Below are 20,325 nucleotides of genomic sequence, written 5' to 3' on the forward strand. Positions count from 1 at the left end.
GGCGTTCAATCTGAAAGCTCGCTGTCGATAAAGGAATCATGGACACGCTGCCAGAATGGGAATGAGCGGAATCTTGCAAATCGAACTTTTTCGCTGGCTACTTTGTATTCGATTGATTTCACATCTTTATGGAGCAGCTGCAGATGATCGACCGTGACCATGAAGTCAGGTGCTTTCACCGGGCGTAATGCACAACGGTGATGGCCAGGCAGAACCAGCGGTGATCCAACTGTACGGAAAACCCGGTTATTGATGGAAGCCATCTCCGTCAATTGCATCGCTTGAAGTGACGGGTGGATGATGGCACCGCCAAGCGCCTTATTGTAGGCTGTGCTCCCCGAAGGAGTGGACATGCACAGGCCGTCTCCTCTAAAGCGTTCAAAATGACTTTCGTTCAAAAAGACATCCATGACCAATGTGACATCCGGAGACTTCACTGTCGATTCGTTCAACGCCAGATAAACAGCTGGTTCATCGAGGTTCTGGTAATGGATACTGACTTCCAGCAAGGGGTATTCGATTACTTCAAATTCTTTTTTGGCAATCGATAAAACCAGCTTTTCAATTTCAATCGGCTTCCAATCGGCATAAAAGCCAAGATGGCCTGTATGTATCCCGACAAAGGCGACATCCGCGAGTTTTTCGCTGTATTTATGGAACGCATGAAGCAAGGTGCCGTCTCCGCCAATCGACAGGACGACATCCGGAGACTCCTCATTCCACTCCATTCCGAAATCCTCCAGGTAGTCCCTGGCAGTGGCCATCAACTTGTTGGATAATTTGTCGCTTCTCGATATAATATAAAATTTCATCTTTCTGATCGACCTCCCTCTCTATCGGCTCGGAAATGTGTTCCGGGTGATTCCTTGAATTCGGTGAAATAAGCTTGTGCTTCCTGAATTTCATCCCGAATCTGGGACATTTCCTCATCCAATTGGAATGCGGCTTCCGCTGCACGCTGTAACCGATTCTTAATCTCTTCCGGAAAAACACCTTTATATTTGTAATTCAAGGAATGCTCAATCGATGCCCAGAAATTCATAGCCAGTGTACGAATCTGGATTTCCGCCAAAATCAACTGCTCACCATTGATGGTTTGGACCGGATATTCCACAATCACGTGGTAAGAGCGATAGCCGCTCTGTTTTTCCTGGGAGATGTAATCTTTTTCTTCCACAATCCGCAAGTCTTTGCGCTGCCGCAACAGGCCGACTACGGTTTCAATATCCCCGACAAACTGGCACATCATTCGAATTCCGGCAATGTCCTGCAATTGATGGGCAAGCTCTTCGGAAGGCTCAAACGGAATGCCTTTTTCCAGGGTTTTGTCGTAGATGCTCGCTAAAGGTTTGACGCGCCCGGTCACGAACTCGATCGGTGAATTTGTATTTCCATTCTCAAACTGGCTTCGCATCCCTTTAAATTTAACCTTCAATTCATCCACTGCCTGTTTATATGGTGCTAAAAATCGATTCCATTGACCCATTTCCGGTCCTCCTCACTTCTTTCAAGATCGTGAAGCAAGTGCCTCATGAAATGCTTGTTCTACAGCGGTACGGAAAGCTTCCCCGTAATTGTCGTTGCCTTCTATATTTTCCACCAGCATCCATAGCTCTTCGTGGAAATCTGCCAAGGGCATGACTTGCTTGCCCCACGTAAGAAGCGGAACTTTTTTCAGCTGCAGCGCCTTGGTCATCGCTGGCCATGTATGTATATCAAATTGAACATATATATATTCTGTACCCGTATCCAACAAATAGACAAACGCCTGATTGTCGGAATCCGTCAACATTTGGCCAGATGCTTCAATTGCTTCGGCCGGTTCAGTTTCTTCGATGAAGAATTCAATTTTATCGTCATTGATTTCAGTTCTGTTTACTGCCACTAATTTATGCAAATCAATACTTCCTTTCTGGCTTCTTGATAATGATATTTTAACACAGCTCTGCCATTCGTTGCAGTTTGCACTAAACTATCCGATAATGAAGTTAACAGAGAGGTGTTCACTATGACAAAAGAACTCGAAATCGAATTTAAGAACATGTTGACCAAAGAAGAGTATAAACGTTTGCTGGAAGATTTCGCCGCTCTTCATGACGGCCCCATCACCCAGCATAACCATTATTTCGATACCGCTAATTTCCGGCTGAAAGAGCAGCTCAGTGCCTTGCGGATCCGCAATAAAAGCGGCCGCTTTGAATGCACCTTAAAAGTTCCTGCTCCAGTCGGACATTATGAAATCACCGATAAATTGACCAAAGAACAAGCGCGCCGGATGCTTGAACTGGAAACCTTCGAAGCAACCGAAGTATCTTTAGCCCTTCGAGAACTTGAAATACCGCTGACTGCATTGAAGCCGATCGGAACCTTGACCACACACCGTGTGGAATTCGAATATCTCGGTGGCCTTTTGGTGATCGACCATTCCGAATACAATGGCCATGAAGATTTCGAGTTGGAATTCGAAGTGGCAGACGCGGAAACCGGCCATGAAGATTTCTTGAATTTCCTGCAGCAGCAAGGGATTCCCGTACGTCCAGCACGAAAGAAAATTGCGCGCTTCATGGATTCAGCTACTCCACGTACTGCTGGCCAATAGTTTTGGAAGCCTAAATTTTGTAAACTTCACAATCGATTTGGTTGAGATATTCAAGCTGCGTTGTTAGAATGAATTTACAGCTAAAGCAAAGGAGACACGATGATGACTGGAAAACCGATTATTCCGTACGAAGAGATTGGTGCGGAGAGATTATCACAGTTAGTCGATGCATTTTATGCTCGCGTAGCGGCACATCCAAAGCTGCAGCCTATTTTCCCAAATGATCTTTCAGAAACCGCCCGTAAACAAAAACAATTCCTAACCCAATATTTAGGTGGACCGAATATTTATTCAGAAGAACATGGACATCCGAGATTAAAGGCAAGACATAACCCATTCGCCATTACACCTGCTAGAGCTCAGGCTTGGCTTGAGTGTATGAGTGAAGCAATGGACGAAGTGGGGTTGAGCGGAAAATTCCGTGAGACTTTATACAATCGGCTTGTTTTAACTGCACATCATATGATCAATGCGTCTGACAGTGAGGAGGAGTTGGAGTGAGCAACCTGGACCTGGCTCAAGAAATTCGTGAGCCTGCGAATTCTTTCAAACCAATGGAACTGTATGTTTTTGTAGATCCTTTGAACCCGGAATGTTGGGAGCTTCAGGCTGTCATCCGGAAGCTACAGATTGAATACGGCCATTATTTTTCCATGCGCATCGTGTTGAGCACACAATTATTCAACTTAAACAAAGCAACGCTTTCAGCTAATATCGATACCGATAACTTAACTCACCCTGTGTTGCCTTCTGTTGCCATCAAAGCTGCAGAACTTCAGGGAAAACGATCTGGAAACCGCTTCCTGCACAAATTACAGGAGCATCTATTCCTTCAGTCAAAGGACGTCTCTTCTTACAGTGTCTTGCTGGAAATTGCGGAGGAAGCAGAGCTGGATCAGGAAGAATTCAAAACGGATTTCCATTCTGTACATACCGCAAAAGCTTTTCAATGCGATTTACAGATTACTCGTGAGATGGAAATCACTGAAGTACCCAGCATTGTATTCTTCAACGAATGTATTGAAGATGAAGGCGTCAAAATATCCGGACTTTATTCATACGATGTGTACCAAACAATTTTACAGGAAATGATGGGGGAAGAAAGCCTGAATCGGCAAACCCCACCGCCTTTAGATGATCTCTTCACAAAATTTTCGACCATGGCAACCAAAGAAATTGCTTCTATATACAATATTTCCGAACAGACTGCAGAATGCGAGCTGAAGAAACAAGTTCTTCAACAAAAGTTGGAACGCATCTGTATGCCGAAAGAAACTTTATGGAAAGTAAAATAACCTGCCTCCCCTTTGTGGGAGACAGGTTATTTTTTTGGCTTGGATTTAGCTTTGGATAGTATTTCACTTTTAGCGGAAAGTATTTGGCTTGAATTAGAAAGTATTTAGAAAGAACCAGAAAGTATATCCATTTAATTGGAATAATCTTCTTGTTCATATCCTCGCAACAACATGGGTGCTTACGCTTTTCTTTGTCCAGCTACAGCGCCCAGAACCTCGGGGTCTTAAGTCAATTTGCCTGTGCGGCACAAAACGCCGCTTCGGCAAACTGCCTTAAGCCTGTCGGTTCTAAACGGGCACTTCCGCTTTTCTCTTCCCAAAGCGAAAGGCGCCTTCCACGTCCGGAAGGCGCCTTTCTATATTACACAAAGGGGATGGGAGAAATGTTCACGCTCAAACAAAGGGGTGTATGTTTGTATGTGATTTATTTCACAACGTAATCTTATCACGGGATAATAGTTAATGCAATAATTCACAAGGACTTTCACAAATTCGTCATAATTAAGCTTATTATTGCTATCTCCATTTTCCATTTAATTATTTCAAAATAACTAAATAACAGAAGCTGATCTATAAAATCAGCTTCTGCCTCCATTTTATTTATTCAACAATAGCTTTTCAAGTTCGTTTAACTTTTGTTCGAATACTTTACAGGCTTCTTCAACAGCTTCTGACTGCGTCATGTCGACCCCTGCTTTTTTCAGCACTTCGATCGGATAGTCCGAGCTTCCCGCTTTCAGGAATTCATTGATATAACGATCAACAGCGGGCTGACCTTCTTCAAGGATCCCTTTGCTCAACGCTGTAGCTGCACTAAATCCTGTGGCGTATTGGAAGACGTAATAATTATAGTAGAAATGTGGAATCCGTGCCCACTCTAAACCGATTTCTTCATCGACCGCCACGTCCGGCCCAAAGTATTTTTGGTTCAATTCGTAATAGACTTCAGTTAAGCGATCGGCTGTCAACGCTTCCCCGTCCTGATCCATTTTGTGCATCAGGTGTTCGAATTCAGCAAACATGGTCTGGCGGAATACCGTTCCGCGGAATCCATCAAGCCAATGATTCAACAAGTAAATGCGCTCCTGGTCGTCTTCTGTGGACTTCACCATGTATTCGTTCAGCAAGGCTTCATTGGTCGTCGAAGCGACTTCCGCTACGAAAATCGAGTAATCTCCATAGACGTATGGCTGGTTTGCGCGTGAATAGTAACTATGGACACTGTGGCCGAATTCGTGCGCCAGCGTAAACAGGTTGTCTACATTGTCCTGCCAGTTCATCAGGATATACGGATTGGTTCCGTACGCCCCCGAAGAGTAAGCTCCACTGCGTTTTCCTTTGTTCTCTTTCACGTCCACCCAGCGATTGTCGATGCCCTCTTTGACGATGCCTACATATTCCTCTCCAAGTGCTCCAAGCCCTTTGAGCATGATGCCAGTGGCTTTTTCATATGGAATCTCCATTTTCACTTCTTTGACTAGAGGGGTATGCAAATCCCACATGTGAACCTTGTCGATTCCCAGGACTTCTTTGCGCAGTGCTGCATAACGGTGCAATAGGTGGAGGTTATTGTTGACGGTCTCCACCAGGTTATCGTACACTGCTTCCGGAATATGGTCATCAGCTAAAGCCGCCTGGCGGGCAGAATCAAATTTCCGGATACGCGCTTCGACGTTATCGCGTTTAATATTGCCTGATAAAGTAGAAGCAAACGTATTGCGGAATTTGCCGTAGGTTGCATAAACTGCTTTAAATGCATCTTCGCGTACGCGGCGATCTTTGCTTTCAAGGAACCGGATATAGTTGCCATGCGTAATCTGCACTTTTTCCCCTGATTCATCTTCTATTTCCGGAAATTCAAGATCTGCATTGTTCAGCATTCCGAATGTCTCTGAAGAGGCTCTGCTCACTTCTGACATTTGAGCAAGCAGCGATTCCTGCTCTGCAGGCAAAACATGCGGACGCAGTGAATTCAATTCCTCGAGCGCCTGTTTGTATAAGCTCAAGCCTTTATGATCGGCTATCCAGTCATTCAGCACGGATTCCTCCAAAGCTAGAATTTCAGGCGTCAGAAATGACAAGCCAGCTGATACTTTCGCAAATAATGACTTAATCCGGCTGTCCATAGCCTGGTATTTTGAATTGGTGGTGTCCTGATCGTAACGCATATGCGAATACGTATATAGACGTCTCATGCGCTCCGTCAACTCATCTTTATACACCAGTACCTCATAAAGAGCTTCAGCACTTTCTTGCAATTTCCCTTGATACGATTCCGCTTTATCTCCTAAAGCAGCGACTTCAACGAACTCTTTTTCCCAAAGCTCATCGGTTTCAAATATATCTTCTAATCTCCAAGTCAATTCTGTTGGAACTTCTTCTCTCGTCAATACTTTGTTAACCATTTAGCTTCCTCCTCTGTCCCGTTCTTTCGGGAAACGAACTACACCTTATTTTCTCAATTTTCTCAAGTTTTTGCAATAGATATCATAAGCGCTGTCCAAAAGCTTCGAATCGGTCGAATCCAGATTGTTGAACGACAAATATAGGCCCAGATACTCTGTCATGAGCGATGATGCCTGGCCTGTTACATCTGGATTCATTAGGGGCACTCTTCCGGAAGCGACCAGCGCTTCCATGGAGATGCCGTTCTCCCAAGCAGCGACAGTCTGCAATTGCCACACTACCGCTGGAGACTTCATACATTCAGCGCCCAACATCGGAATTCCAAACAAATCAGGCACATCCGCCACATCTATCCGCAGTTCATAGCACAAGCGGCAAAACTTGTTTTTGATCCGATTTTCTGTGTACAGCTGATTGCGGATATACTGGCGCTTTACATTCTGAAAAATTCCCATTACGCTCCTGAATTCTTCTTTGGTCAAACGTTTTGGAATCGCGAATGGAAAAACCTGCCGGGCTGACTGAATCGATTTGGTTTTCCCCACCCAACGATTCGGGCTGATATAAAACAAATTCGAATGATAATAAAACCGGTTTCCGGGCGGATGGAACAAAAGGATAAAGGACATCGGACCGCTCTGTTGCCGCATCGCAATTTCAAAGGATTTTAAAGGCACAATCCCAATTTCTTCACGGCAAGGCTGTTTTAAGCCCTTTATCCAGATTGGCTGCATACCAAGCAGCCGATAGCCTTCAGAACGCTGGTTAAGCTGTGTGGCTGGAATGGTGCTGCATTGAAACTCAATCGCATAGTGCCCGTCGACCAAAAGGTCTGCGCGTTGCCGGATCGCTGATAGATGTTTCTCTAATTCAACATTGAGGTCTAATTGTTGGAAGAAATGATAAAGATGAAGTTTTCCGTGTAGATGTAAAGAGGATTCAGGTTCGCTGAAATGGTCGCAGTCTGTAAGACTTTTATGTGCGAAATGAGGGATGTTGATTTCTCCGATTTTCAAAAGCAGCGGAGCTTGGCAGGAAGGGCAGAAAAACTGCTCGCGCGAACGAATTTCCCGAAGTTCTTTTCGTGCATACCTTCCGGTTAAATAAAACAATTCCTGTTGCTTCGTTTTGGCCACTAATATATTGTTCACTCTCCTTTCTTCCATTCTATGGAAGGAAAGAAGTTTTGGCAATAAAAAAAAGACCTCCCGTAAAGGAGATCTCATCCAAAATAATGCAAGACATTTGAGAGCGCGTCTTCTTTGAAAATACGGTTGCCGTATTCTTCAAGACGGTGAACAGTGACAGGTGACATACGCAAATATTCAGTGATGATGCTGACATTGTTTTTGATGTCTTCTTCTGAATGAAGAATCTCATCAAAACTTGTGTAGAGGTAATACTTGTTCTCGAAATGGTAGACAGCTGATTCAATTGGCACGTACATTAAGCGGCGCGCAATCGGCAACAGTTCCTCCACTTCCGAGAAGACAAATGTATATTCAAGTTTCTTAACGTCAGGTTCATCAAAGACCGGTTCGAATTCATCAAACTCCGGCGTAACCGCATCTTCACTTGCAAACATTTTGCGGCGTTCTTCTATATCATCAGGCAAATCAAGCTTTTGCCCATCTTTAGTTAATTGAGCACGTGTTACGGTTACTTCAAGACCTTTATCCATCGCCTGGACTTGGATCCAAAGTGGACCTTCCATTACGAAATCGGCTTCTTCGTTGACTTCATCCATCATTTCCCAAAAAAGCTCTTCGCTCTTATCTCTGTTAAACCAGATTTCGTCACGGCTAAACCCTCGCTCTTCAACGTCGAGATAGGAAATGTAAAATTTAACTGTGTTGTCGTTGATACGTTCTATTTCCATTTTACACCTCTCCTTTACGGTTTGGACTAAGAGAACATTCCTCAGAGCCGTGCTGTATTACTTTAAACAAGTATAACTTCTTTCATAGATAAAGAAAAAGTTTATGCCTATCCCCTAAGACAAGTTACAAGTACATAGAGTTTAATTCACTTAACTGATTTATGCAACTAATTTAAGATAAAGAAAAGCTGCCCCAGGATCTCTTATGAAATACCATAAAGACCGGACAGCTAGTGTACTTATTGTTAGTTGACCATTCGCTGAGCTTCAAGCAATTGATATGCTCTAACTTTACGTGGTAGGAAGCGGCGGATTTCATCTTCGTTGTAGCCCACCTGCAGGCGTTTTTCGTCCATAATAATCGGACGGCGCAGTAATCCTGGATGCTCCTGGATTAGCTCATATAAACGCTGAAGCGGTAAACTTTCAACATCTACATTCAATTTTTGGAATATTTTAGAACGGGTAGAGATGATTTCATCTGTGCCGTCTTCAGTCATACGTAAGATTTCTTTAATTTCGCTGATTGTCAATGGTTCAGAGAAAATATTGCGTTCTGTATATGGAATTTCGTGTTCCTCAAGCCAAGCTTTTGCTTTTCTGCAAGATGTGCAGCTTGGAGAAGTAAATAATGTAACCATCATAGTGGAGCACTTCCTTTCGGATTCATGAAAACTTCGTGTAGTACTTTTCTCAAATTAGAATCATTATAGTTTAGAGGCTCTACATTCATTATACAATGTATGGGATCAATTTAATAGTGTATCTCAATAAAAAATTTAGAAAACGAGCTTTTTGTCACATATTAGCTATATATTCTTTATACTTTTATAGCTATACATTCTAAATTTACCCCTTTATCATCTGTCGTAAACTTCCAAACTAAAATTAATTATTCTCAGTTACTTCTTCTTTTTGAAAATAGTTAGTACACTTATATACTACGTTTCAGAATCAAAATAGTTTCATTAAGAACAACAATATAAACAGATGAATTATTTTCAATGGCTACATCGATTTCCGGATATCCCCAAGCCTTCTCTAAAGCGCATTCTTTGAGAAGCAATCAAGGTGTATAGTCTACGCCCTCTGTATAAGAATTGCCGGCGTTCCATAGAAGAAACTCCTCTATCCCCTGGTCATTCAAAGCTTTGATCTGTGCTTCCACTTCTGCTTTTCCATACCGCTTGTAATTGCCTGCCCCCAGGTAACTGGCTGTGAAATCCTGGAGCCACGGCCGTGAAACTGGCGGATTGTCTAAAGCGGCCAAGACCTGATTTTCCACCTTCGCATACTCAGCTACCAGATTATAGGGTTCCAAATCCGGTTTGGCAATTCCAAAATAAGAAGTCCAGTGGCTTGGATAGATCATGGATGAAATAACATCTACATTTTCAGAGATCTTGGAAAAGTTCTGGCCAATGCCCGGTGCTTCCGGCAAAGTGGCAGCATAGCCGAAAATGTCGACAGAGACTTCCACTCCATAGGGCTCTAATTGTTCTCTAGCATATGCCACAAAATCAGTCACCGCTTCCACTCTTCTCTGCACAGGATCAGCATCTGATTCTGCATAGTCGCCAAGCGAGTAGCTTAAATCATCCGCACGGTGTTCGAACCCTTCTGGGAAGCGGACGTAGTCAAATTGGATTTCCTTGAACCCTAGCTTCGCTGCTTCGATGGCAACTTGAACATTATGATCCCATACCTCTTGCAAAAATGGATTGACAAATGCATCTCCACCATTGTTTTTCCATACCTGGTCTCCGTCCATAAACGTCAACTCCGGATTTTGTTCCGCCAATACAGTATCTTTAAAAACCACCACACGGGCGATTGGATAGATCTCTTCTTCTTCTAATTTTTCCAACATTGCTCTTGGATCCTTTATGAAAGGTTGGCCTATATTAAGCTCTGCCAAGGCCGATCCTTCTTCAGGTATGTATGTCAGGTGGCCAACATCTTCTTTTATATCGATGACCATCGCATTCAGTTCTGTTTGATCAATAAGGTTGATCAACGAATCGAACCGTTCTCCTCCGGCAGAATGCGCTGTCACAAAAATCCCCCGAACAGCATCCGGATAGTTGAAGTCCAGACCAGAGTCGAATTTATATAGTTGCGAAGACGCCAGCACTTTCGAGTCAAGTTCAACTGTATGATAAGTCCGCGGTGTAAAATCCGGTGCCTTGTCCCCTTCGGCTGCATAACCATTTTCAGCACTCATCAAACTAAAGCTCACTGCACAAATCGCTGCCAATTTCCACGATTTCACCATTCCACTGCACCCCTTTATCCTGCTTTAACAGCCAAACTACTCCTCCGACTAGAAGAAGGATTACTGACCGTAAAAGCCCGATTTGATTGTTAACCCTCAAAGTGGTTCGAGAAGCTCCTTGACGGTGATTTTCATCATTCATTGTTCTTCCATTCTATCATTTATCTGACTAATTGAAATAAGAAAATCATAAGGGTGCGAAATAGTTTTGACTGTCATTCAACAAGCGAGGATAAATAGAATTCGACTTGCGACCGAGACCTTATTCAAGCTAAAAAAAGAACGATGCCCGTAAGGACATCGTTCTTTTATCATTTGGTCAAAGATGACGCTTTAATGGATTCGAATTCACGTTCTGAGCATTGTACGAAATGCCCTGGACTGATTTCTCTCATCCGAACATCATCAGCTTTATTATAATCATGAACGGCAGGGTCGTAAGATTTACGGACCCGGTTACGCTCATAGTTCGGATCCGGCAGCGGAATTGCCGACAATAAGGATTGCGTATAAGGATGCAATGGGTTATTGTACAATTCTTCAGCAGGAGCCAATTCCACTAACTTTCCGAAATACATAACACCAATGCGGTCTGAGATGTATTTAACCATCGACAGGTCATGGGCGATGAACAAGAAAGTCAATCCTTTTTCCTCTTGCAGTTCTTTCAGTAAATTGACGACCTGCGCCTGGATGGAAACGTCCAATGCAGAGATCGGCTCATCAGCGATGATGAAATCCGGATCTACAGCCAAAGCACGGGCGATTCCAAGACGCTGGCGCTGACCACCTGAGAACTCATGCGGATAGCGGTTGGCGTGCTCTTTGTTCAAGCCGACTGTCTCCAGCAGATCATAAACCATCTTTTTGCGTTCTGTCTGGTTTTTTGCCAAGCCATGGATATCGATGCCTTCAGCAATAATATCCATTACTTTCATGCGCTGGTTCAATGAAGCATATGGATCCTGGAAAATCATCTGCATTTTGCGGTTGAATTTCTTCAAATCCTGCTTGGACTTTTTGCCGTGGACATTTTCACCTTCATAGTAAACATCACCATCAGTTGCATCGTATAAACGGATGATGGAGCGGCCGGTTGTGGATTTACCACAGCCGGACTCGCCAACCAATCCGAGAGTTTCACCTTTGTAGATGTCAAAGCTGATATCATCCACCGCGCGGACTTCGTTTGCTTTACCGATATTGAAATACTGTTTAAGGTTTTTGATTTCCAGTAATTTTTCAGCCATTACACCGCGCCCCCTTCATAATATCTGCTTCCCGGGAATTTCTTCATTCGTTCAATGACAGTTACAGGCGGTTCCACCTGTGGCGCATCCGGATGCAGTAACCATGTAGCAGCCGAATGAGTATCACTGACTTTAAAGAATGGAGGATTTTGCTCCATATCAATGCTTAGTGCATATTCACTTCGAAGCGCAAAAGCATCCCCCTTCGGCGGGTCCAATAAATCAGGAGGAGTTCCAGGAATCGCATACAATTTCGCATCTTCCGTATCCAATGACGGCATCGAACTCAACAAGCCCCACGTATAAGGATGCTGTGGGTTGTAGAAGATTTCATCAACCGTGCCGATTTCAACGATTTTCCCACCGTACATCACCGCTACACGATCTGCTACGTTTGCAACGACACCTAGATCATGTGTGATGAAGATAATGGATGTATCAATTTTCTTCTGTAAGTCTTTCATCAATTCCAGAATTTGTGCTTGAATGGTAACATCAAGTGCAGTCGTCGGCTCATCTGCAATCAAGATTTTCGGATTGCAGGCAAGTGAGATAGCAATAACGATACGCTGGCGCTGACCGCCTGAGAATTGGTGTGGATATTGTTTCATACGCAATTCCGGTTTCGGCATACCGACCAGCCGCAGCAAATCGATCGCTACTTTTTTCGCTTCATTTTTGCTGATTTTCTGGTGCTTTAACAAAGGTTCTGTTAATTGACGGCCAATCGGCATTGTTGGATTCAAGGAAGTCATCGGATCTTGGAAAATCATCGAGATTTCTTTTCCACGGATTTTCTGCATTTCCTTGTCGCTCAACTTCGTCAGATCACGGCCGCCAAAAAGGATTTCGCCGTTTTTGAATTCAGCTGAACTTTCAGGCAACAAACGCATGATGGATTTTGTCGTAACAGATTTGCCTGAACCCGACTCTCCAACGATCGCTAAAGTTTCGCCTTTATATAGATCAAAGTTAACCCCTCGTATCGCTTTAACTTCCCCGGCTTGGGTGTTAAAAGAAAGCTCAAGGTCTTTTACTTGTAAGATTTTCTCCATTATCAACGTTCCTCCTTAATCTTTCATCTTCGGATCGAGGGCATCACGAAGTCCATCACCGATCAAGTTGAATGCAATCATGATTAAACTTAAAAGAATCGCCGGGAATGCTAAAATATGTGGTGAAAATTGAATCAACGCATAACCATCGTTAATCAATGTTCCAAGCGAAGCATCCGGCGCCTGAAGCCCCAGTCCGATAAAGCTTAAGAAAGCTTCAAAGAAAATTGCACTCGGAATAGTGAACATCGTATTGATGATGATTACACCTAAAACGTTCGGCATTAAATGTTTCCAAATGATGCGGCTGTCACTGGCACCTAATGTGCGGGCAGCCAACACAAACTCCTGGCTCTTATATTTAAGGACCTGACCACGGACGACCCGGGACATTCCCGTCCATCCGGTGATGGTCAAAGCGATAATGATGGCGAGTATCCCCGGATCCATGATAAGGATAAATAGGATAACCACAACCAGGTTAGGAATACCTGTCAAAATTTCAACGATCCGCTGCATAAAGTCATCGACGCGGCCGCCAAAATAGCCGGAGATTCCTCCATAGATAACGCCGATCAGCATATCAATTGCGGCTGCCACAAAGGCGATGAACAAGGACACTTGAGTTCCTTTCCAGACACGCGAGAACATGTCACGGCCAAGGCCGTCTGTTCCGAACCAATAATTGACTTCAACATTCTTCATTTCATATAAGTCGACTTCCTGTCCGCCTAAAGTTCCGACACCATCAAGAATCCCGAGATTTTCGATGACCGGAATTTTCGGCGGCAGGTTCGCATGAGTGATTGTTTGTGCATTCGGCTCATAAGGACTGATGATAGGCCCTAAAAATGCCATGATAACGATTAAGCCAAATAAGATCAGGCTGAACAAAGCACCTTTGTTTTTGCGGATACGGTACCACGCATCCTGCCAGAAGCTGACGCTCGGCTTGGTGATGCGTTCCGCCTGATGGGCATCCAATGTGATGCGCTCAAACGAGCCTTTCGGCAGTTCGGGAATTTTATCGATTTTTTGAGTCATTAACTTTTACCTCCTGAAAGACGGATACGAGGATCAATAACACCATATAGAATATCCACCAACAGGATGATCAAGATCAAGAACACTGAGAAGAAGATAGTAGTTCCCATGATGATGGAGAAATCACTGACGATAATCGATTTAACGAACTGTTCCCCGATGCCTGGAATTGCGAAAATCTGCTCCACTACAAGAGATCCTGTAAGAATGGATACAGCCATCGGCCCGAGAACCGTAACCAATGGAATCAACGCATTGCGGAATGCATGCTTGAATGCGATTTCAGATCCGCTTGCGCCTTTAGCTTTCGCTAACGTAATATAGTCTGAACCCAAGACTTCAATCATTTCAGTACGGATAAACCGTGCTGCTGTAGCAAGTGGGAACATTGCCAACGCGACGGATGGCAACACACTGGACATGAAGCCGTCCTTCCATAATGCCACCGGGAACAAGTCCCATTTCAAACCGAACCAATATTGCAGCAATGAAGCGAAAACGAAGGAAGGAATCGATATTCCGACAATCGCTACGAATGTACTGGTGTAATCAACCCAGGTATTCTGCCTTAGGGCGGCAATCATTCCTAAGAGGATTCCCAATACTGTTCCTAAAACCATACCTTGAAAACCAATTTGAGCAGAAGGACCCATTCGACTTAAAATAACATCCGTAACTTCCGCTCCTTTGAATTGGTTAATCGAAATTCCTAGGTCACCTTGCACTAGACCAAACATGTAATTGAAATACTGAACCGGAAGAGGGTCATTCAATCCATATCTAGCTTCTACGACTGCCCTTTGTTCTGGAGACAATTTATCTGCGGAAGCGACGGGGGATCCTGGTAAAACTTTCATAAGGAAAAAAGTGAAAGTAGCGATCAGCGCTAAAGTGATCACCATATAGATTAAACGCTTGCCAATATATTTCGCCATAGTGCACCTCCAAAATTAATTCTATTTGACAAGCCCTTAGCATAAGGATGCGGACTTGCAACATTCAAAAGTTAGCAGAAAATGGTCAATTTTCGGTTAATTCCTTTACATTAGAAAAGAGAGTATATCGACCTAAAAATGCGATATACTCTCTTTCTATTTTGTTTTCACAGTAGCGGGTTTATCTTATTCTTTACCCGAAATGTATGCCCACTTGTAGCTGAAATCTCCACCGAATGGGTGTTTGATAATGCCATTAACGTAAGGCTGTTGAAGTGCCATTGCTCCACGCTGGTAAATCGGCGCGATTGCAGCGTCATCTTCAAGAAGGATTTTTTCAGCCTGTGCCATTGCTTCCCAACGTGCAGCAGGATCTGTTGCCAATTCGCCTTTAGCTGATTCAACTAAAGCATCATACTCAGGGTTAGAGTAAGACATTTTGTTTTGTGCAGATCCAGTAACGAACAAGTCGATGAACGTCATAGGATCCTGATAATCCGGTCCCCATCCAGCAGTTTGGATGTCGTAGTCCTGAGCTTCATCAAGTTCTAAACGAACTCCAAAAGGTACTGCTTTAAGGTTGATGGTCAAGCCTTCAAGATTTGTTTCAAGTTGTTCTTTAAGGTAAGCATCCATGTTTTTAGCAGTTTCAGTGTCTCCACCTAGGATTTCAAGAGTAACTTCTTCCACTCCCAATTCTTCCATACCAGTTGCGAAAAGTTCTGCAGCTTCTTCAGCGTTGAACTCAATCAAATCTCCATTAACTTCACGGAAGTCTGCATTGCTTTCATCGAAAGCAAATTCAGTAGGTACTAAGAAGTTAGCAGGCAATGATCCGTTCGCTAAAACTACGTCCACTAGATCTTGCTTGTTGAAACCTTTTGCAATTGCCTGGCGGATATTAACGTTTTTAAGAGCATTTTCTTCGCCGTTACGCTCTTGGTTAAGTTTGAAGTAGAAAACAGTTGGTTCCAATTCAGTAACCAGGTTTTCATCATTTGCGTATTGCATTGCAAATTCTCCGCTCAAACCAGCGCGGTCTTTTTCTCCAGAGTTGTAAAGGTTAACTGCAGTAGCAGGTTCTTTTACAACATCAACGTTGATTGTTTCAAGTTGAACAGTTTCAGCATCCCAGTATTCAGGATTTTTTTGCATTTTCCAAGTCAAGCCAGTTCCGTCCCAGTCAGTAAGTGTGAATGGTCCGTTGAAAATCAAGTTTTCAGAGTTAGAAGCATAAGCGTCGCCTTTTTCAGTTACGAAAGCTTCGTTCTGTGGGTAGAAAGTTGGGAAAGACATTAATGACATGAAGTAAGGTACTGGACGTTCCAGTTGCACTTCAAGAGTGTTGTCGTCTACAGCAGTAACTCCAAGTTCAGTCGGTTCCATGTCTCCTGCAGCAATTTCAGTAGCATTAACAATCGAACCAGCCATCATGTAAGCTCCGTATGGAGAACCTGTAGCAGGATCAATTGAACGTTGCCAAGAGTATACGAAATCATTGGCAGTAACCGGTGTACCATCTGACCAGTTAGAGTCGCGCAATTTGAACGTGTAAGTCAAACCATCTTCGCTGACTTCAGGCTCGCCTTCAGCGAGTGCAGGTTCAGCGATGTTTTCTTGATTTAAGCGGAATAGGCCTTCATTAACATTATTGAAAATGTTGAATGCGACTGCATCCTCAGCTAATGAAATATCCATAGTTGGAATTTCAGCGCTTTCCATCAAGTTAAGGACTTGCTCTGAGTCTAAATCCCCAGCTGGTTCTGTACCTTCCGTGCCGTCTGTAGTTTCAGTACTTGTGTCAGTATCGTCTCCGCCGCCACATGCCGCTAGAAAAGCACTTAGTACTAGAACTAGGCTTAATAGCCAAAAAATCTTGCTGTTTCTCACTAAATTGACCCCCTCGAATTTTCTGAAAAATTGGTACAAGGCTAATTATACATAATATTTTTTTCTTGTACAGTTCTTTTTTTGGAAATTTTTACACTCTTGTAACAATTGCGTTACATTCACATTACACGAATCCGCAAGAATATTGGATTTGTAAGCGTTTTCGGCGTCTAAGATAAATGAAGATTTTTTTGATTTTTTTTTTAACTTCTTCTACAATTGATAAGAATCGAGGTGCGAAGTTTGAAGAAAATCGTTTTATCTTTAGGGATTATCCAAGTTTTGATCTTTATCACAATATTTTTTCGGACAGATGACCTGTCCCTGCTGTCTTATATTAATAATTCATTTGTTTACGGCGGGATCTTGTTATTTTTCGGATTATGGGTTTTTGTAGTGCGGACAGGTGTGTTTGATATATTCACCATCAGTATGAGAAAAGCATTTAAAATAAAGTCCACACTAGAAGATGAAGAAATGCGGCCGCCTTCTGAAGCTTTAGGTTTTTCCAGCTCGCTCCTGCTCATTACAGGAGCTGTCACTTTGCTGATCATGGGGATTTGTCTGGTGATTTATAACCTCTAGTATTGCTTCCCGAAACGCTTCTGTATTATAATAATAGGACATATTATGAGCGATGAAAAAGAAGAGTAAATGCAGTTCCTTCTATAAAAGAGAGTCTGTGGGTGGTGGAAACAGATGAAGTGCTGCATTGAATGGACTTTTGAGCTGAAGCGGTGAACGAACAAGTAGCCGGTTCCGTGTTCTTCACGTTATGAAGAAGAGTGGCCGGCGACGGCAACTAGGGTGGTACCGCGGAAAACACATCATTCGTCCCTTTTTTTAAGGGATGTGTGCTGTGTTTTTTACTTTGAGGAGGAATATTGATGAAGAAAATCTTTTCAGGCGTTCAGCCTACCGGTACGGTAACACTCGGAAATTACATAGGAGCGTTCAAGCAATTTACGGACCTGCAGGATGAGTATGACTGCATCTTCTGCATCGTTGACCAACATGCAATCACGATGCCGCAAGACCGTTTGGAGCTCCGGAAAAACATCCGTGCTTTAGCAGCCCTTTATCTGGCTGTCGGAATCGATCCCGAGAAAGTCACCCTGTTCATCCAATCGGAAGTTCCGGCGCACGCCCAGGCTGGATGGATGCTGCAATGCGTTTCGACCATCGGCGAACTTGAGCGGATGACCCAGTACAAAGACAAATCTGCTAAAAACGCATCTGTTCTTGCTGGATTGCTGACTTATCCCCCATTGATGGCAGCCGATATTCTTTTATATCAGACGGACATCGTACCTGTTGGAGACGACCAGAAACAGCATATCGAACTGACACGCGATCTGGCAGAAAGATTCAACCGGAAATACAACGATATCTTTACGATTCCTGACATCCGCGTCCCTAAAAATGGCGCGCGCATCATGTCGCTTCAGGACCCATCGAAAAAAATGAGTAAATCTGATACCAATAAGAAGGCGATCATCACGTTATTGGATGACCTGAAAACGATCGAAAAGAAAATCAAGAGTGCTGTAACCGATTCTGAAGGAGTGGTCAGCTACGATCCGGTCAACAAGCCTGGTGTCGCAAACCTGTTGACCATCGAAGCGGCCTTGACCGGTGAAAGCATCGACAGCCTGGTCGCCAAATACGAAGGCTCCGGCTACGGTGATTTCAAAGCTTCCGTTGCCAAAGCTGTCACCGAACATTTGGCACCGATCCAGGAACGCTATGCTGCGCTTCTAAACTCTGAGGAATTAGACAAAATCCTTGATGCCGGAGCTGAAAAAGCCAATCACCTGGCCAACAAAACCTTAAAGAAAATGGAAAACGCCATGGGTCTTGGACGTAAAAGAAAATAAACAAAAAAGGGCTGCTCTGATTGCAGCCCTTTATATTTACTCTTTTCCAGAAATATAGGTCCATTTAAGACTATAATCACTTCCAAATGGATGTTTCACGATATTTTTCACGTAAGGTTTCTTCAAGGACATAGTCCCCATCTGGAAGATAGGGGCAATGGCCACATCTTCTTCAAGCAGGATTCTTTCAGCTTCGGCCATAGCTTCCCACCGGGCAACCGGATCTTGTGCCAGCTCCCCTTTAGCAGATTCGATCAACGCATCATACTCTTCATTTGAATAGGACATCAAGTTGAGTGGAGAATCCGTCACAAATAGATCCAGGAATGTCATCGGATCCAAATAATCCGGTCCCCATCCTGTATGCAAAAGATCGTAATTCTGTGCGTCTTCAAGCGCCAGGAGTTCTTCAAACGGAACTGTTTTCAGTTCAACAGTCAGCCCTTCCAGATTTTCTTCCAAATGAACTTTCAACTCTTCATTCAGTTGAATAGCAACGTCATGATCCTCTCCCAAAAGTTCCAGCGTGAGTTCATCCAACCCTTCTGCTTGTAATCCCTGGCTCCATAATTCAGCTGCTGCTTCAGCATCAAACTCAAGCATTTCTCCGTTTATCGAACGAAAATCTTCGCCGTTTTCATTGACAGCGAATTCCGATGGCACTAGATAGTTTGCCGGCAATGAACCATCTGCTAAGACTTTCCCAACGATGTCCGCTTTATCGAAGGCTTGTGCCAGAGCTCTGCGAATGTCTTCATTTGCGAGAGCTGTTCTTTTCCCGTCACGCAGCTGGTTGAATTTCATGTAAAATACATTTGGACTCTGCCCTTCCATCACTTCTGGATCATCCGCATACTGCTCGGCGGCTTCACCTGCAAGAAATGCAATGTCTTTTTCACCGGAAGTGTATAAGTCAACAGCAGCCGCTGGATCTGTTACAACATCTACGTTGATCGTTTCAAGCACAACTGTTTCCGCATCCCAATATTCTTCATTTTTTTCCATCGTCCAGCTTGATCCCTCACTGCCATCCCATTCTGTCAATTTGAATGGCCCATTGTAAAGGACCTGATCTGCGTTTGTGGCATAAGCATCTCCAGCCCCTGTCACAAAGGCTTCATTTTGAGGATAGAAAGTTCCGAACGCCATCAGGGAAAGAAAATATGGGATGGGGCGCTCGAGTGTAACGGTCAATGTGCTGTCATCTGGTGCTACCACGCCTAACTCCGTAGGATCCATCTCACCTGCAGCAATAGCTTCAGCATTTGCGATAGTTCCCGCCATCATATAAGGTCCATAAGGCGACTCGGTGGCCGGGTCTATGGCGCGTTGCCAAGAATAGACGAAATCAGCTGAGGTAATTGGTGTCCCATCCGACCAATTAGCCTTCCGTAACGTGAATGTGTAAGTCAATCCATCTTCACTGACCTCCGGCTCTGCCGCAGCAAGCGCCGGAATCGCCTGGTTGTCTTCGTCCAGCCGGAAAAGCCCTTCATTAACGTTGTTCAGTACATTAAACGTACCCACGTCCTGAGCAAGTGCCGAATCCATCAATGTCAGTGGCCCCATCTCCATTAGGTTAAGAATTTGTTCGTCATCCTTCTTGGAATGATTTTCTCCGTCTCCACTCTCCTTTTCTTTTGTTTCTTCACCGCCGCTCTGTAGTGCATTCGTCTCTGTGGCCATGTCTTGTTCGCTGCAACCAGATACAATGACAATTGCCAGCAAAATCAATACCAGAAACACAAAAACTTTGGTGATCTTCACTTCTTCTCCTCCTTTGCTTTAAGTCTCTATGTATGACTTCATTATACGCTGAT

The 20,325-nt window shown here is 43.8% G+C and carries 19 protein-coding genes and 1 other annotated feature; of the genes, 5 read left to right on the plus strand and 14 right to left on the minus strand.

The window, feature by feature from the left end:
* Positions 1-5: 5 nt before the first annotated feature.
* From K8U60_RS02500 to K8U60_RS02510, 3 genes are read right to left on the minus strand one after another with little or no spacing between them, the layout of a single operon-like run.
* Positions 6-812, minus strand: a complete 807-nt coding sequence (locus tag K8U60_RS02500) for an NAD kinase (RefSeq protein WP_223633891.1) — start codon at positions 810-812, stop codon at positions 6-8.
* The gene (locus K8U60_RS02505; RefSeq protein ID WP_223633893.1) at positions 809-1,486 is read right to left on the minus strand and encodes a GTP pyrophosphokinase; all 678 of its coding nucleotides are present in this window, start codon (positions 1,484-1,486) and stop codon (positions 809-811) included. The genes K8U60_RS02500 and K8U60_RS02505 overlap by 4 nt, the downstream gene beginning before the upstream one ends.
* 21 nt (positions 1,487-1,507) lie before the next feature.
* Positions 1,508-1,897: a UPF0738 family protein gene (locus K8U60_RS02510; RefSeq protein WP_223633894.1), complete on the minus strand. Its 390-nt coding sequence runs from the start codon at positions 1,895-1,897 to the stop codon at positions 1,508-1,510.
* A 111-nt stretch (positions 1,898-2,008) separates the two neighbouring features.
* On the opposite strand from K8U60_RS02510, the gene K8U60_RS02515 reads away from it, so the two are divergent.
* The 3 genes from K8U60_RS02515 (at position 2,009) to K8U60_RS02525 (ending at position 3,894) form a co-directional block, all read left to right on the plus strand.
* Positions 2,009-2,599, plus strand: a complete 591-nt coding sequence (locus tag K8U60_RS02515) for a CYTH domain-containing protein (protein WP_223633897.1) — start codon at positions 2,009-2,011, stop codon at positions 2,597-2,599.
* 102 nt (positions 2,600-2,701) lie between these two features.
* Entirely contained in the window at positions 2,702-3,100 is a 399-nt protein-coding gene (locus K8U60_RS02520; protein WP_223633900.1) for a globin domain-containing protein, read from the plus strand.
* Positions 3,097-3,894: a ClpXP adapter SpxH family protein gene (locus tag K8U60_RS02525; protein ID WP_223633903.1), complete on the plus strand. Its 798-nt coding sequence runs from the start codon at positions 3,097-3,099 to the stop codon at positions 3,892-3,894. The genes K8U60_RS02520 and K8U60_RS02525 overlap by 4 nt, the downstream gene beginning before the upstream one ends.
* Before the next feature lie 596 nt (positions 3,895-4,490).
* On the opposite strand, the gene pepF is transcribed toward K8U60_RS02525, so the two are convergent.
* From pepF to K8U60_RS02575, 10 genes are all read right to left on the minus strand, one after another.
* Entirely contained in the window at positions 4,491-6,299 is a 1,809-nt protein-coding gene (gene pepF / locus K8U60_RS02530; RefSeq protein WP_223633906.1) for an oligoendopeptidase F, read from the minus strand.
* A 45-nt stretch (positions 6,300-6,344) separates the two neighbouring features.
* A complete protein-coding gene (locus tag K8U60_RS02535) occupies positions 6,345-7,451 on the minus strand; it encodes a competence protein CoiA (RefSeq protein ID WP_223633909.1) in 1,107 nt (368 codons plus the stop codon).
* Positions 7,452-7,522: 71 nt separating this feature from the next.
* On the minus strand, positions 7,523-8,179 hold the full coding sequence (mecA, locus tag K8U60_RS02540) for an adaptor protein MecA (protein ID WP_223633912.1): 657 nt from the start codon (positions 8,177-8,179) through the stop codon (positions 7,523-7,525).
* 245 nt (positions 8,180-8,424) lie between these two features.
* Positions 8,425-8,820, minus strand: coding sequence for a transcriptional regulator SpxA (gene spxA, locus K8U60_RS02545; protein ID WP_006829729.1), 396 nt, complete (start codon positions 8,818-8,820; stop codon positions 8,425-8,427).
* A 425-nt stretch (positions 8,821-9,245) separates the two neighbouring features.
* Entirely contained in the window at positions 9,246-10,454 is a 1,209-nt protein-coding gene (locus K8U60_RS02550; protein WP_223633914.1) for a putative glycoside hydrolase, read from the minus strand.
* 311 nt (positions 10,455-10,765) lie between these two features.
* On the minus strand, positions 10,766-11,704 hold the full coding sequence (locus tag K8U60_RS02555) for an ABC transporter ATP-binding protein (protein WP_223633916.1): 939 nt from the start codon (positions 11,702-11,704) through the stop codon (positions 10,766-10,768).
* The gene (locus K8U60_RS02560) at positions 11,704-12,759 is read right to left on the minus strand and encodes an ABC transporter ATP-binding protein (protein ID WP_223633918.1); all 1,056 of its coding nucleotides are present in this window, start codon (positions 12,757-12,759) and stop codon (positions 11,704-11,706) included. The genes K8U60_RS02555 and K8U60_RS02560 overlap by 1 nt, the downstream gene beginning before the upstream one ends.
* 15 nt (positions 12,760-12,774) lie before the next feature.
* Positions 12,775-13,803, minus strand: a complete 1,029-nt coding sequence (opp3C, locus tag K8U60_RS02565) for an oligopeptide ABC transporter permease (RefSeq protein ID WP_223633920.1) — start codon at positions 13,801-13,803, stop codon at positions 12,775-12,777.
* Positions 13,803-14,738 carry an oligopeptide ABC transporter permease gene (opp3b, locus tag K8U60_RS02570; protein ID WP_223633922.1) on the minus strand — a complete coding sequence of 312 codons (936 nt, stop codon included), beginning with the start codon at positions 14,736-14,738 and terminating at the stop codon, positions 13,803-13,805. The genes opp3C and opp3b overlap by 1 nt, the downstream gene beginning before the upstream one ends.
* 186 nt (positions 14,739-14,924) lie before the next feature.
* Positions 14,925-16,628 (minus strand): peptide ABC transporter substrate-binding protein, encoded by a 1,704-nt coding sequence (locus K8U60_RS02575; RefSeq protein WP_223633924.1) that lies wholly within the window; start codon positions 16,626-16,628, stop codon positions 14,925-14,927.
* A 234-nt stretch (positions 16,629-16,862) separates the two neighbouring features.
* On the opposite strand from K8U60_RS02575, the gene K8U60_RS02580 reads away from it, so the two are divergent.
* A complete protein-coding gene (locus K8U60_RS02580) occupies positions 16,863-17,213 on the plus strand; it encodes a DUF3899 domain-containing protein (RefSeq protein ID WP_223633926.1) in 351 nt (116 codons plus the stop codon).
* A gap of 43 nt (positions 17,214-17,256) precedes the next feature.
* Positions 17,257-17,470, plus strand: a binding site (T-box leader).
* A gap of 45 nt (positions 17,471-17,515) precedes the next feature.
* Positions 17,516-18,505, plus strand: a complete 990-nt coding sequence (gene trpS, locus K8U60_RS02585) for a tryptophan--tRNA ligase (RefSeq protein ID WP_223633929.1) — start codon at positions 17,516-17,518, stop codon at positions 18,503-18,505.
* A gap of 36 nt (positions 18,506-18,541) precedes the next feature.
* On the opposite strand, the gene K8U60_RS02590 is transcribed toward trpS, so the two are convergent.
* On the minus strand, positions 18,542-20,272 hold the full coding sequence (locus tag K8U60_RS02590) for a peptide ABC transporter substrate-binding protein (RefSeq protein ID WP_223633931.1): 1,731 nt from the start codon (positions 20,270-20,272) through the stop codon (positions 18,542-18,544).
* Between the last annotated feature and the right edge of the window lie 53 nt (positions 20,273-20,325).

This window comes from Planococcus circulans, assembly GCF_020023385.1.
Classification (GTDB): domain Bacteria; phylum Bacillota; class Bacilli; order Bacillales_A; family Planococcaceae; genus Planococcus.